The organism is Leucobacter manosquensis, from assembly GCF_018304845.1.
GTDB classification, from domain to species: domain Bacteria; phylum Actinomycetota; class Actinomycetes; order Actinomycetales; family Microbacteriaceae; genus Leucobacter; species Leucobacter alluvii.
Genome location: NZ_JAFEVO010000001.1, coordinates 1,016,822 through 1,030,175 on the forward strand (window position 1 = coordinate 1,016,822; position 13,354 = coordinate 1,030,175).

The 13,354-nt window shown below is 69.9% G+C and carries 13 protein-coding genes, 1 tRNA gene and 1 riboswitch; of the genes, 3 read left to right on the forward strand and 11 right to left on the reverse strand.

Annotated features, from left to right (window positions below; genetic code table 11):
• Positions 1-9 precede the first annotated feature (9 nt).
• Positions 10-119: riboswitch (TPP riboswitch) on the reverse strand.
• Between the two features lie 60 nt (positions 120-179).
• On the forward strand, positions 180-881 hold the full coding sequence (locus JSQ98_RS15360; RefSeq protein WP_211648568.1) for a YkoF family thiamine/hydroxymethylpyrimidine-binding protein: 702 nt from the start codon (positions 180-182) through the stop codon (positions 879-881).
• On the forward strand, positions 878-2,185 hold the full coding sequence (locus tag JSQ98_RS04720) for an NtaA/DmoA family FMN-dependent monooxygenase (RefSeq protein ID WP_249290739.1): 1,308 nt from the start codon (positions 878-880) through the stop codon (positions 2,183-2,185). Before JSQ98_RS15360 ends, JSQ98_RS04720 begins: the two co-directional genes overlap by 4 nt.
• Positions 2,186-2,226: 41 nt before the next feature.
• Here JSQ98_RS04720 and JSQ98_RS04725 read toward each other — a convergent pair whose 3' ends face one another.
• From JSQ98_RS04725 to JSQ98_RS04765, 9 genes are all read right to left on the reverse strand, one after another.
• Positions 2,227-3,195 carry a MurR/RpiR family transcriptional regulator gene (locus JSQ98_RS04725; protein ID WP_211648569.1) on the reverse strand — a complete coding sequence of 323 codons (969 nt, stop codon included), beginning with the start codon at positions 3,193-3,195 and terminating at the stop codon, positions 2,227-2,229.
• Positions 3,192-4,037 carry a phosphonate ABC transporter, permease protein PhnE gene (phnE, locus tag JSQ98_RS04730; protein ID WP_211648570.1) on the reverse strand — a complete coding sequence of 282 codons (846 nt, stop codon included), beginning with the start codon at positions 4,035-4,037 and terminating at the stop codon, positions 3,192-3,194. Before phnE (JSQ98_RS04730) ends, JSQ98_RS04725 begins: the two co-directional genes overlap by 4 nt.
• The gene (gene phnE / locus JSQ98_RS04735; RefSeq protein WP_211648571.1) at positions 4,034-4,843 is read right to left on the reverse strand and encodes a phosphonate ABC transporter, permease protein PhnE; all 810 of its coding nucleotides are present in this window, start codon (positions 4,841-4,843) and stop codon (positions 4,034-4,036) included. Before phnE (JSQ98_RS04735) ends, phnE (JSQ98_RS04730) begins: the two co-directional genes overlap by 4 nt.
• Positions 4,840-5,676 carry a phosphonate ABC transporter ATP-binding protein gene (gene phnC, locus JSQ98_RS04740; protein ID WP_211648572.1) on the reverse strand — a complete coding sequence of 279 codons (837 nt, stop codon included), beginning with the start codon at positions 5,674-5,676 and terminating at the stop codon, positions 4,840-4,842. Before phnC ends, phnE (JSQ98_RS04735) begins: the two co-directional genes overlap by 4 nt.
• A gap of 14 nt (positions 5,677-5,690) precedes the next feature.
• Entirely contained in the window at positions 5,691-6,704 is a 1,014-nt protein-coding gene (gene phnD, locus JSQ98_RS04745) for a phosphate/phosphite/phosphonate ABC transporter substrate-binding protein (protein ID WP_211648574.1), read from the reverse strand.
• An 8-nt stretch (positions 6,705-6,712) separates the two neighbouring features.
• A complete protein-coding gene (locus JSQ98_RS04750; RefSeq protein WP_211648575.1) occupies positions 6,713-7,420 on the reverse strand; it encodes an HAD family hydrolase in 708 nt (235 codons plus the stop codon).
• Between the two features lie 83 nt (positions 7,421-7,503).
• Positions 7,504-8,160, reverse strand: a complete 657-nt coding sequence (locus tag JSQ98_RS04755) for an amino acid deaminase (RefSeq protein WP_211648576.1) — start codon at positions 8,158-8,160, stop codon at positions 7,504-7,506.
• A gap of 111 nt (positions 8,161-8,271) precedes the next feature.
• Entirely contained in the window at positions 8,272-9,072 is an 801-nt protein-coding gene (locus JSQ98_RS04760; RefSeq protein WP_211648577.1) for a glycerophosphodiester phosphodiesterase family protein, read from the reverse strand.
• A gap of 37 nt (positions 9,073-9,109) precedes the next feature.
• Positions 9,110-10,468 (reverse strand): cytochrome P450, encoded by a 1,359-nt coding sequence (locus tag JSQ98_RS04765; protein ID WP_211648578.1) that lies wholly within the window; start codon positions 10,466-10,468, stop codon positions 9,110-9,112.
• A 134-nt stretch (positions 10,469-10,602) separates the two neighbouring features.
• Between JSQ98_RS04765 and JSQ98_RS04770 the strand changes: the two genes are divergently transcribed.
• A complete protein-coding gene (locus JSQ98_RS04770; RefSeq protein WP_211648579.1) occupies positions 10,603-11,562 on the forward strand; it encodes a DUF4031 domain-containing protein in 960 nt (319 codons plus the stop codon).
• A gap of 121 nt (positions 11,563-11,683) precedes the next feature.
• Here JSQ98_RS04770 and JSQ98_RS04775 read toward each other — a convergent pair.
• Together JSQ98_RS04775 and lysA are read right to left on the reverse strand one after the other, a co-directional pair.
• Positions 11,684-11,758, reverse strand: a tRNA-Gln gene (locus tag JSQ98_RS04775).
• A 139-nt stretch (positions 11,759-11,897) separates the two neighbouring features.
• Entirely contained in the window at positions 11,898-13,232 is a 1,335-nt protein-coding gene (gene lysA / locus JSQ98_RS04780) for a diaminopimelate decarboxylase (protein ID WP_211648581.1), read from the reverse strand.
• Between the last annotated feature and the right edge of the window lie 122 nt (positions 13,233-13,354).

Sequence of the window (13,354 nt, forward strand, 5' to 3'; positions counted from 1 at the left end):
GTTCGGGCACGGGTTCGTAGAGTGTCTCCCTGCGCTGGCATGATCCAGATCAGGTTCGACGGTCGAAAGCTGTGGACTTTCCTCTCAGCCCGGCCTACCGGACTCCCGTGTGAGGTTCACCCTAGCAACATCCCGCCAACCGCTCCACGACGCACGCGATCGTCGCCTAGGGTTGGGGCGTGACTTCAGCGACGCATCCGACGCCCACTCCCGAGCAGTACGGCGTTGGAGCGCGCTTCACGCTCTCGGTCTACGACTCGGACTACGTGCGCATCATCCTGGGGGCACTCGGCTCGGCCGACGCCGCCGGCCTCACCATCGAGACGAATGACATCTCCACGTTCGTGACCGGCGGCGAGCAGCGCGTGCTCGCCTACGTGCAGAGCGTCGTCGCCGCGGCCGCGCGAAGCGGCGCGCATCTATCCGCCGCGATCCTGCTCTCCCGCGGCTGCCCGGGAGAACTGCAGTGCGCGCTTCCGCCCGGCGTGCACGCGCTCGCCGCCGCTCCGATCGCGCTCCCCGAGAGCGGCGTTCGCGCTCGGGCGCACTGGTCGCTGTATCCGCTGCTCGACGCAGGATCCGCATCGCCTGCGGCGGTCGCGAGTGCCGCAGCGCCCGCCGCCCCAGCCGACCACATGACGCCGATCTACGCCGCGATCGATCAGGCGAAAGCGTCGGGGGTCTACTCGGGCTCCGATCACTACGCGACCCGGCTCGACGGAGACCTCTCCGCGGTGCTCGAGACGGCCGCGAACGCCTGGATCGGAGTCGGCGCGCAGGTGCAGCACGTGGTGACGCACCTCACCGTCTCCATCAACAGCCCGTCGGTGGTCGGCACCGCCGCGCCTCCGGTGACCGAGCCCGAGTCGAGCGCCTCATGAAGCGGGGCATGCACCTCGTCGGCATGGTGAATCCGCCCACGAGCCAGTACGCCGAGAACTGGCGCAATCCGCTCAGCCGTGCCGACTGGTTGAGCGGGTCGTTCACGGCGGATCTCGGACGCACACTCGAGCGCGGCTGCTTCGACATGATCTTCTTCGCGGACGCGCTCGCGGTGCCCGAGGACGGCGCCGGCGACTACGCCACGACCCTCCGCACCGCCGGGAAGGGGGCGATCTACCTCGACCCGATCGCCAAGGCGGCGCTCGTCGCCGGGGTGACGTCGCGCATCGGCATCGGCGCGACCGTGTCGACGAGCTTCGTGCCCGCGTACGCCATCGCCCGTCAGCTGCTCTCCGTCGACCATCTGTCGGGCGGACGAGCCGCATGGAATATCGTGACGTCGACGACCGATGCCGAGGCGCGCAATCTCGGTCATGCTGGCATCGCGGCGCCCGGCCAGCGCTACGACCACGCCGACGACGTCGTGCAGACCGTCGTCGAGCTGTGGCACTCGTGGGAGCCCGATGCGCTCGTGCAAGACCAGACGGCAGGCCTCTTCGCCGACCCGTCGCGCGTGCATCGGGTCGGCGGAGAGCTCTCGCGGGGTCCGCTCACCCTGCCGCAGAGCCAGCAGGGCCACCCGGTGCTGATGCAGGCCGGCTCCTCGACCCGCGGCAGGGCCTTCGCGGCGCGCTGGGCCGAGGTCGTCTTCGCGATCGGCGACTCCCCCGAGGCCATGCGGGAGCTGCGCACCGAGATCCGCGACCGGGCCCGCGTCGATCACGGTCGTGATCCCGATGCCATTCGCGTGCTGCAGGGCGTGCAACCGATCGTGGGGTGGACCGACGCGGAGGCTGACGCGAAGCTCGCCGCGCTGGTCGCGCAGATCGACCTGCCGAGCGCGCTCGCGAAGCTCGAGCGGCTGCTGCACGCCGAGTCCCTCGACCCCGCGGCTCCCGCGACCGAGATACTCGCCGCGCACCGCGGCGCCACCGGCAGCGCCGGGTTCGAAGACATGCTGGCAGCGGTGAGCGAGCGGCGTCGCTTGACGGTCGCCGAGCTCGCGATCGAGCAGGCCCTCAACCAGCTGCACCCGCAGCTGGTGGGGTCGCCCGCGACGATCGCCGACGAGCTGCAGCACCTCTTCGAGAGCGAGGCCGCCGACGGCTTCATCATCATGCCCGCCCTCTACCATTCGTCGTTCGAGGATTTCGTGAACGGCGTCGTGCCCGAGCTGCAGCGACGCGGCGTCTTCCGCAGCGCCTACACGGGCTCGACGCTGCGCGAGCATCTCGTCGGCTGAGAGCTGCGCGGCCGCCCTCGCCCGCCGGTCGGGCGCTTCGCCTACTCCTCCAGCGCGTCGGCGAGCACGGTGAGCACTGCGGAGCGCGCGTCGCGGCCGCGGTCGCCGCGCATCTCGACGAATGCGTCGACGAGATGCTCGGTCAGCAGCATCAGCGCCGCACGCGAGGTGTGGATGAGCTCGTCGTGGAAGCTCCCTCCCACGGGCGGCACCACCAGCGTGACATCCGACAGCTTCTCGACAGCTGATCGCGCGAATGATGTGATCGCGATGACTCGCGCGCCGCTCAAGCGCGCAGCCCCCATCACGTCAAGGGTCGCCCGGTTCGCTCCCGAGCCGGAGAACACCGCGCACACCGACCCGGCCCCGAGCTGCCGAGCGGCGATCTGCTGCGCCATCGGATCTGCGAACTGCTCCACAGAGCGCCCGGCCGAGTTGAGCCGCATGGCGAAGTCGAGGCCGATCGGGCTCGACAGGCCGTTGGCGACGACGAGCAGCCGGTCGGCCGAGTCGAGCGCCTGCACGAACGCGTCCACCGCTTCCGGCGTGAGCGCCGCCATCGAGTCGTCGAGACGGGCGGCGAGCTGCGCGATCCTCACCCGCAGTGCGCCGAGGATCGTGGGGTCGATCGCATCGCCACGAGCGCCGCTACCCGCTCTTCCCGCGGCGCCACCCGCGCCTGCCGAGCCTGCCGCGCCTGCCGCCCCCGTCGTGCCCCGGCCCGCCGCAGTGCCGGCGACCGCAGCGCCCTCGAGGGCGAGCTCCTGCACGAGGGCGACGCGCAGCTGCGGGTACCCGTCGTAGCCGAGGGACTGGGCCGCGCGAATCACCGTGGTGCGCCCCACCCCGACTCGCTCGGCGAGCGCCTGCGCCGTGCACTCGACCGCGCGTTCCCGGTCGGCCGCGATGGCTTCGACGACGCGGCGCTCGGTGCGCTGCAGCGCGGGAGCGAGCGAGGCGATGCGCGCACTCGGCCGGGCGTCGGGTGAACCCTGCCACGTGGTGGTCATCTGCTTCCGTTCATGATGCGGCGACGAATGGCTCCCGAGACGGCGTCCATGAGCATCGTCGCCGCGATGACGACGATGAGCAGCATGCCGACGGTGTCCCACTGCCGGTAGTTCGTGTAGTTCGACAGCATACTTCCGATACCGCCGGCGCCCACGAGTCCGAGTACCGCGGAGGTGCGGATGTTGATCTCGAATCGATACAGCGCGAACGAGAGGAGCGCGGGGGCGACGGCCGGCCAGATCGCCCACCTGGTCACGTCCGCGGTGGTGCCGCCCGCTGCGCGCACGGCCTCGACCGCACCCTCCTGCGCTGACTCGACGGTCTCGTACACCCATTTGCCCTGGGTGCCGATCCCGGCGATCGCGAGTGCGAGCGCTCCCGTCAGCGGCGTCAACCCGGTGACGGTGAGCAGCACGAGCGCGATGATCACCTCGGGAACGGCGCGCAGCACCGCGAAGATGCCGCGCAGCAGCGCTCGCACCCAGAGGGGCCCGACGCCGTTCGCGGCGAGCATCCCGAGCGGAATCGACACGGCGACGCAGAGCATGGCGCCGATCCACGCCATCGAGATCGACCGCCACGTCTCGAACAGCGCGCGCGGCAGCTTCTCCCAGTTCGGAGCCTCGAACATCAGCCGGAGATAGTGGGCGACCTGGCCGGGAACCGACGGAAGGTCGCTCCACGAGATCTGCAGCGTGCCTGCCGCCGCGAGCACGACGAGCGCCGCCGCGATCGCCCACGCCGTCGCCGCGACGCGCGAAGGCCGCGGCGGAAGGTCGCGCGAGCCCGGCAGGGGCGCAGTGGGTGCGTCTGGCACCGGGGCGTTCAGCATCACGGTCATACGAGCCTCCGGCGCAGCAGATTGGAGAGGACCTCGATGGCGATGACGACGACGAGGATCTCGAGGATGATGACGGAGACATCGGAGTAGGCGTAGAACCCCCGCCGCTCGTCGAGCAGACGCCCGATGCCGCCCGCGCCAACGATGCCGAGAATCGCCGAGACGCGCACGTTGAGTTCGAGCGCGTAGAGCCATTGATTCGCGAACAGCGGCCAGGCCTGCGGCAGCGCCGTCGCCCGGTTGATCTGGAATTGGGTGCCTCCAGCCGCACGCCCCGCCTCCATGTAGGGGTGATCGGCGGCATCGATCGCCTCGGAGACCAGCTTCACCACGATGCCGATGTTGAAGAGGAAGAGCGTGATGACGCCCGGCAGTGCGCCGACGCCCACCATGGCCACGAGCACGGTGGCGAACACCAGGTCGGGCACGGCGCGGTTCACATTGTTGAGCGTGCGCACGACGCCGCGAGTGACGCGGTTCGGGTTCGTCGGAGCCGCTGCCCACAGCGTGAGCGGGATCGAGCACAGCGCCGCGGCGGCCGCGCCGACGAGCGCCATCTGCAGCGTCTCGAGCAGCGGCGCCAGGGTGCGCGGCACGAAGGCGAAGTTCGGTTGCGCGAGCTGCACGAGCTTCGTCACGCCGTTGCGCCAGTGCTTCGCGATCGCCGCGAGATCGAGCTCGATGCCGCCGATCGCCGGCAGGCAGGTGGCGATCGTGAACGCCGCGATGGCGGAGACGATCAGCACCGTGCGCAGGGTGTGCCGCGGTTTCGGCGGCACCTCGAGTTCGCGCAGAATCGCGGTCACGCCCGTTCTCCGAGGCGATCGCGCGGCTGGATCGGACGCCCGTAGATCTGCTCGAAGTCGGCGTCGGTCGCAGCGGCGGCTGATCCGTCGTACACGACGCGGCCGTCGCGCAAACCGATCATGCGGTTCGTGTACTGCCGCGCGAGGTCCATGAGGTGGATGTTCACGAGCACGGTGAGACCGCGCTCCGCGTTGATGCGCTCCAGGTCGGCCATCACCGCGTGCGCCGTGGGCGGGTCAAGGCTCGCGACCGGCTCGTCGGCGAGCATCACGCTCGGCTCCTGCGACAGTGCGCGGGCGATCGCGACGCGTTGTTTCTGGCCGCCGGAGAGCGCACCGGCGCGGTACCACACCTTGTCGAGGATGCCGACGGAGTCGAGCGCGCGCAGCGCGAGCTCGCGATCCTCAGCGCTTGGAATGCCGAGCAGCGTGCGGTACGCCGGGGAGTGCGCGAAGCGGCCGACCAGGGTGTTGCGGTAGACGCTCGCCCGCTCCGCGAGGTTGAACGCCTGGAAGATCATTCCGATGTGCCCGCGTGCCTCCCGGAGCCCGCGACCCCGCAGCTCTGAGATGCGGTGCGGGCCGACCGTGACGCTTCCCTCGGTGGCGCCGACGAGACCGTTGATGGTGCGGATGAGGGTGGACTTGCCGGATCCGGAGAGCCCGACGATCGACACCATCTCGCCGGGCTCGATGCTCAGCGAGACATCGCGCAGAGCGCGTGTGCCGGTGGGATAGGTGACCGAGACGCGGTCGAGGGCGATGCGCCACGAGGCGGCGTCCGGCGTGCACCGGCCGCTCGCCCCGCGGCGCTCATCGAGTGAGTGTGACATGTACCTGGTTCTGGTCAGTTGGAGAACTCGCCCAGGATCTCGCCGTAGCGCGCGATCTCGTCTTCGGCGGTCTCGGTGGTCCATCCCGAGAGTCCGACGAGGTCGAACATCACGGCCTCGGCTTCCTCAGAGGAGTCGGCGTACTCGGCCATCAATTCGGTGAGCTGCTCGACGAGATCGGCGGGCAGCGACGGGGCGACCGCGACGCCGCCGTTCGGAATCATCTCGGTGTAGGCGAACGCCGTGACCTTCTCCGCCACATCGGGGGCCTCGGCCGTCACGGTCGTGCGGGCATCCCAGTAGCCGAAGCTCACCTCGGCGTCGCCGTTCGCGACCGCGAGCACGGCGTTGTTGTTGCCCTCCACCGGCACCTGCTCGATGTCGGTGTCGGTGTCGATGCCGGCGTCGCGCATGGCGACGACCGGGTACTGGTAGCCGGCGGGCGAGGTCGCCGCCTGCAGTGCGACCCGGGTGCCCTCGTCGATCTTCTCGAGCGCGTCGATGCCGGCCGGGCCGGCACCCATCGCGTCTGCGCCGGCCGCTTCGGTGCCGTTGCAATACGACAGCTCGATGTCGCTCGCGGCGTAGGTCGCCATCACCGGCTCGGCGTCGCAGTACTTGTCGGGATTGTTCGTGTACGCGACCGCGGCGTACGAGGTCGCGCCGAAGCGCACGTCGCGCAGCACCAGCTCGGCGTCGTACTGCTCGATGGCGTTGTACAGGGATCCCGCATCGGTGATGACGACCTGCGCCTGGTCGGCGCCGAGCGCTTCGACGGTCGCGGCGTAATCGCTCGCGACGACGCCCTCGACCTCGATGCCCAGCCCGTCGGAGAGATATGTCGTCAGTGGATCGAGTGCCTCGGCGAGGTCTTCGCCCTCGACCGACGGCACCAACGAGAACGTGATGGAGTCGGGCCAGGCCTGCGCTTCGTCGGCTGACGACGCCGCCGAGTCGGTGGCGCTGCAACCGGCGAGACCGAGCGCGGCGACGGTGAGAGCGCCTACTGCGAGAACGGATGAACGCATGAGTGGGGTTACCTTTCGATACCGGATCCCGCGCCGAGCGGCGCGGACGTGCTGGATGCCGCAGACGCGGCCCAGGTGTGAAGGTCGGGGACGAGGTCGGCGAGCGAGCGCCCGCGCATCGTCACCGAGACTGGAGCGGTCGCCGCAGTCGCACCGACGAGAGCCGTGTCGGCGCCGAGAGCGGCCGCCGGCGCCAGGTCGAACTCGAAGATGTCGCCGATCGCGAGCACCGGGCCCTCGGCGATCAGCCGCTCGATGAGCCGCGCGAGGCCGACAGGCTTGCCGACGGTGTAGTGCAGTTCGTCGAAGCGATCCCGCACCCCCCACGCGTCGAGCACGGCGGCGACGCCGGTCTCCGGCGCGTTCGTCGCGAGCACGAGACGGGCGGATCGGCCCAGCCGCTCGAGCGCCGAGTCGAGGTCGGCGATCGTATCGACGACGGCGAGGTCGCTGCCGAGACGTGTGCGGCTGCGCTCGTAGGCCGCAGCGCGGTCGCCGTCGCTCACGCCCGCTGCCTCGGCGAGAGACCCGACGATGTCGTATCCATCCCGATACGAGCTCGCGCCCGCGTCATAACGCGCGAGCTCGGCGTCGACGCGCTCGATGAAGCGCGGCTCGACTGCGGCGCCATCGGCCACGCACGCCGCGTACGCGCGGACGGGCCCGTGGCCGATGGCCAGGGTGCCATCGAAGTCGAAGACGATGCTCGGTGCCATGCGCACTCCCTTACGATTTGGACGATGCATCCAAAGCTAGAGTGCGAAATGGACGAAATGTCTATCGCGGGATGAACACCGGGTTACGAGTCGGCGACCGCATTCCAACGCGGTGCGGGATACGCCTCGAATTCCGCGATGAGCTCCTGCCGGTCGCCTTCGTAGGGGAACGCGGTGATGAGCCGAAGAGGCTCGTCGACGTGGGCGACCGACGCCGCGGCGATCCCGTAGACGAGCGCCGCCGGACCGTCCGCCCCCGCACGCTCCACGAGCACGACGCGGCTCAGCCGCTCGCCGATCAGCGCCTCGCCGACAGGAGACCCCGCGATCGGATGCCGCAGCGGAGGGAGCGCGGCCTCAGTGACGCGTTGGAGCGGCGTCGACTCGGGGTCGCCGAGCGGTGATCCGCGCCTCAGGTGGAACGCATCGTCGGAGCGACCGAGAGCCCGGGCCAGCTCGCCGTCCTGCCACCGCGCTCGCTTGAACCCGAACGGGGTCGCCACTTCGGAGAACCAGTAGCCGTAGACGTGGATCAAGCCAGCATGCCCCACCGGGAACTCGGCGTGCAGGCCCGCCGCCGCGTGCAGGGCGTCGAAGAGCGCACGACCGAACGAGGCCGTGTTCGTGTGCTCGTCGATCACGCTCGACGATCCCCACTCGGCGAGACGCCCGGCAGCCGCATCGTCGCGGACGCAGTCGAGCACGAAGGCGAGGTCAGGGGCAGGGTGCGGAGCGTTCACCCCACGACTATCGCATGCTCCCACGACGGCGGCGATCCCGCTCCGCAATGGCGATCCAGCTCCGCACAGGCGATCCAGCTCCGCAGCGGCGCTCCTGCTCCGCACAGGCGATCACCGCGACCGGAGTGCGGCCACCGCGACGTCCGTGCGGTCCGTGACGACGCCGTCGACCCCCATCGCGAGCAGTTCTCGCATCCGCTGACCGTCGTTGACGGTCCACACATGCACTTCGACGCCGTGCGCGCGGGCTGCGGCGATGAGGCGCGGGGTGAGCACTCGGAACCGGCCGTGACGCTCCGGAATCTGCAGAGCGTCGAGTCCCGCGAACGCTCGCTCGATCACACGCGGGGCTCCGCTGGCGACGGCGAGCAGCACACGCACCAGCGCACGCTTCCCCGGTGAGGTCGCTGGCAGTGTCGCCCGAGGTTCAGCCGCTGCGGCGGCGAGCGCTGCCCGGCGATAGGCGTCGGAGAAGCTCGTCACCAGCACCCGCGCTCCATGCGGGGCGACAGCTCTGCCGAGCGGTGCGGCGACCGCCCTCGATTTGACGTCGACGTTCCAGTGCGCCCGCGGAAACTCGGTGAGTGCCCGCTCGAGCGTCAGCAGCCCGCCGCGCGCGGCGAAGATCTCGTCGAGCTCGGCGAGATCGACCTGGGCGATGGCCCGTGAATCGTTCGCGACTCGCGTGAGGTCAGCATCGTGAGCGAGCACCACCACGCCGTCGCGCGTCAGGCGGCAGTCCGTCTCCAAGCAGTCGGCCCCTGCGGCGAGCGCAGCCGTGAAGGCGGCACGCGTGTTCTCCGCGACGCCGATGGCCGCGAGCTCCGAGGAGACGAACCCTCGGTGCGCGATGATCCGCGGCCGCGCCCGGCCGGCGAGGTACGGGTGCTGCGTTGACTCATCAGTCGACATGCGATCACAGTAGCGGCTTTCCCGCGCTCGCCTGCGCTCAGTGGAACGGGCACTTCGCAACGGCCGCCGCGCGCACCTTGCCTCCCGAGGCCGGCTTCGTCGGCAGACGGCGTCGGTTCACCTCGAGGCCCTCGTCGAGTATGCGCACACGCGGGTCGCTCAGTGCCGCGGCCGCAGCAGCGAGCCCTGCAATGGCGAGCTTCTCCCCGGGGCAGCGGTGGCCCGTCGCGACACCCGCACCGCCGTGCGGGATGAAGGTGTCGATCGCCTCGTAGTCGTCGACCCCCAGGAATCGCGAGGGATCGAAGGCACCGGCCCGCTCCCACGAGCGGTCGTCGGTGTTCGTGCCGAGGATGTCGAGGACGACGCGCCCGCCCTTCGGCACCACTTCTCCGTCGACCTCGATGTCCGTCGTCGCCCAGCCAGGCAGCACCGGCACGAAGGGAGCAGTGCGGCGCACCTCCTGCGCGAAGGCGACCGCGACCGGGTCATCGACGAGGGCGCCGCCGCGCTCCTCCACCGACGCGGCGATGCGATCGCGCCACTCGGGCCGGCCGTGAAGTTCTTTCGCGGCGAACGCGACGAAGCGGGCGACGGCGACCATTGGACGGATGCAGTTCTGCAGCTCGATGCCGGCGAGATTCGCGGGGAGCAGCAGGTCGTTCTCGTCCCGGTGCCACGCCCAGGCGCGCAGCGCCGATCCTTCCGGAGCGTCGAGCTCACCCCCGCGCACCGCCTCGATGAGCTTGCGCGCATGACGGTCGGACCACGCGCGATTCGCGGCTGCGAGCGGAAAGCTCGGCGAGTACGGCGCCCCGAAGCCGTCCACGATCTGCGCCATCCGCGCCGACCAGCGGGTGAGCGCCTCATCGGTGCCCGGCAGCCCGGCCCAGTGCATGATGGCGCGTCCGAGAGCCCCGGCTGCCGCGTCGTACGCCGACCGATCGCCGCCCGCGATCCACTCGTCTCGCTCGGCGCGCCACTCGCGTTCGAGCAGCGGCTTCAGCGCCTCGACCGCCGCGTCTTCGTACGCGACGTCGACGAAGGTCGCTTTCCGGTGACGGTGCTCCGTGCCGTCGAGGCTGTGCACTGATCCGTGGCCGAACAACGTCTCCTGCACGAATGCCGGCATCGCCCCGTGGCGAGCAATGCGGTCGTTGTCGTAGAACGTCGCAACGCCTTCGGCTCCGCGTACGAGCAGCGCCTGCCGCCCCAGCAGCCGCATGGGTACCGCTCGCGCTCCCGCTCGGGTGCGGTCCCAGATCGCCGCGCCGAAGCCGTAGCCGCGGGTCATGAGCTTCGGTGCGTCGTCCCGCACCAGTTTCGCAATCCCGACGCGCGCCTTTCGCGCCGAGCGAGAGAGGGGGTCGGTGAGTACGGAAGGTGAAGTCGCCATGGAACCCATGGTCGCAGCGCCCGGGCTGAGCGGCCAGGGGGCGGCGTGCGGAAACCCGTTGTGGTAGGCGGTGAGCGTCGCTTCTGCCGACGCGGCTCCTCCGTGCACCGGTATGGGAGCAGTACGCTGAACGAATGGCGATCCTCATCGACCCGCCGGCTTGGCCCGCGCACGGCACCCTCTGGAGCCACCTCGTCTCGGATACGAGCACCGATGAACTGCACGCGTTCGCGCGGTTGCTCGGGTTTCCGCGTCGAAGCTTCGATCTCGACCATTACGACGTCGCCGCCGCGAATTTCGATCGTGCCGTTGCGCTCGGAGCACTGCCCGTGACGGGCCGCGAGGTGGTGCTTCGACTGCGCGAGAGCGGGTTGCGAGTGCGCCAGGTGGATCGCGATGCGGTCACTCCCCTGCGCCGCCGGCAGTACCTCCACGAGCAGTGGGGCGTGCTGGGCGTGCAGCTCGGGGTCGCGAGCACCGCCGTCGATGCGTGGCGGAAACTCGGCGACGATCTGCTCGTGCGGTGGAACGAGCCGCACCGCAGGTACCACGACGAGCGCCACCTCGAAGATGTGCTGCTCGCTCTCGACCATCTGGAGACTCGCGGGGAACGCGTCTCCCCCGCCACGCTGCTGGCGGCCTGGTTCCACGACGCGGTGTACACGGGAGCCACCGGTGATGATGAACGTGCGTCTGCGGCGCTGGCATCGTCGGCACTCACCGCATTGGGACTCCAGAGTGACCTCGTCGACGAGGTTCGCACGAGCATCGTCGCGACGATTCCCGATACGGACGCGGGCGTGAGCGAGCCGCGATCCGGCCCGAGGGCACGGCCGGGCACCACGCTCGCGCACCTGCTCGATGCGGATCTCTCGATCTTCGCATCGTCTCCGTCTCGCTATGCGGAGTACGCAGCGGCCGTGCGCTCGGAGTACGCGCACGTTCCCGACGCGGACTTCGCGGCAGGACGCGCCCGCATTCTCGAGGCGTACCTCGATCGGCCGTCGGTGTACTTCACCGCCGCCGCGCGCCATCTGTGGGAATCGCGTGCGCGTGCCAACGTCGCTGCAGAGGTCGCGCGCCTCCGGAGATAGAGCGGATGCCGCGACTGTATCGGCTGTATCGGCTGTATCGGCTGTATCGGCTGTATCGGCGGGCGGGCAATTCGACTCCGGGCGACACGCAAAAACCCCCGACAGAGACCGGGGGTTGCACTGGCTGGGATACCAGGACTCGAACCTAGAATGACGGTACCAGAAACCGTAGTGTTGCCAATTACACCATATCCCAAAGCGGAAATCCGCGGCCCTGGAGGAGCGCGGCACCGAGAGTTAACTCTACCCCGGAACGCCCGCGAACTCAAAACGAGGCGGTGACGTGCGCGGCCCGCGCGCGTCGCCGCCTCGATTCGACAGCGGTTCGCCGCGGGCTACCCCTCGAGCGCGGGCGCGTGCAGCGCCAGCAGTTCTTCGTACGTCTCGCGCCGAGCCACCAGGCGGGCGGCGCCGTCGCGCACGAACACGATCGCGGGCTTGAGCGCACCGTTGTAGTTGTTCGCGAGGGTGTACCCGTACGCACCGGTCGTCGCAACGACGGCGAGGTCGCCGATGCGAGCCTCGGGCAAGGGTGCACGATCGACGAGCAGGTCGCCCGATTCGCACTGGCGACCGACGAGCTGCGACGTCTCCGTCCAGGGATCGAGCGCTCGGTTGCCGAGCAGCGCTTCGAAGCGCTGGCCGGTGAGGGCGGCATCCATCTGGTCGGCGAGGCCTCCGTCGACGGCGACGAACGTGCGACCGGTGCGCTTCACCGTGGTGACGCGGTACAGCGTGACACCGGCGCGCGCCACGATGGCGCGTCCGGGTTCGATCATGATGCGGGCACCGGACGGCAGGTGCGCGCGAGCCGCCGCCACGATCGTGTCGAGGTATGCGTCGACCGACGGCGCGACCTCGTCGTAGGTGTATTTGACGCCGAGCCCGCCGCCCACATCGTAGACGTCGAACTCGCCGGCCGTCGAGATCTTCGCAACGGCCTCGCCGAACTGCTCGACGTCGAGGATCTGCGAGCCGATGTGCAGGTGCACGCCCTCGAATTCGAGGAGGGGGTGCGCGCGCATGCGTTCGATGGCCGCGAGCGCCTGGTCCATCGGGAGTCCGAACTTGGAGTCGGCCCCGCCCGTCGCCTGGGAGGCGTGGGTCTTCGCGTCGACGCCCGGAATCACGCGCAGGAGGAGCTTCTGGGGCTTCGTGAGCAGGCGCTCGAGGCGATCGAGCTCGTCGGTGTTGTCGACGATGATCGTGTCGACTCCGGCGTCGATGGCCATGCGCAGCTCGGCGTCCGTCTTCGCATTGCCGTGGAAGTGCAGCTTCGACGGAGACACTCCGGCTGCGAGTGCGAGGCGCAGCTCTCCCCCGCCGGCGATGTCGACGGACAGTCCCTCTTCAGCAGCGACCCGGTACATGCCGACGGCCGGGAACGACTTCGACGCGAACAGCACCTCCGACTCGGGCCACCGCGCGCTGAGGCCGTCGATGAAGCGCCGGATCTGTCGGCGCAATCCGGCCTCGTCGTAGACGTACAGCGGCGTGCCGTACTGCTCGGCGAGCTCGGTCACGGGCACTCCGCCGAGGTGCAGCACGCCAGCTTCGTCGACGGCGGATTCCTCTGGCAGGATCGACCAGAGCTCACCGAGCCGGTTCCCCTCCGGGGTGGGCTGCGAGAGGACGGGGGTCGACGTGGAAACGCGAGGTACTGCGGTCATCTGGGTACTCCAAAGATCAGGTCGGGATTCGACCGGTGGGGCGCTGAGGCGCGCTGAGTCGCCTCGAAACACTGGGATTGGGCACGGCGCTGATCGCGCTACACGTACCCCGTCCACGCCCG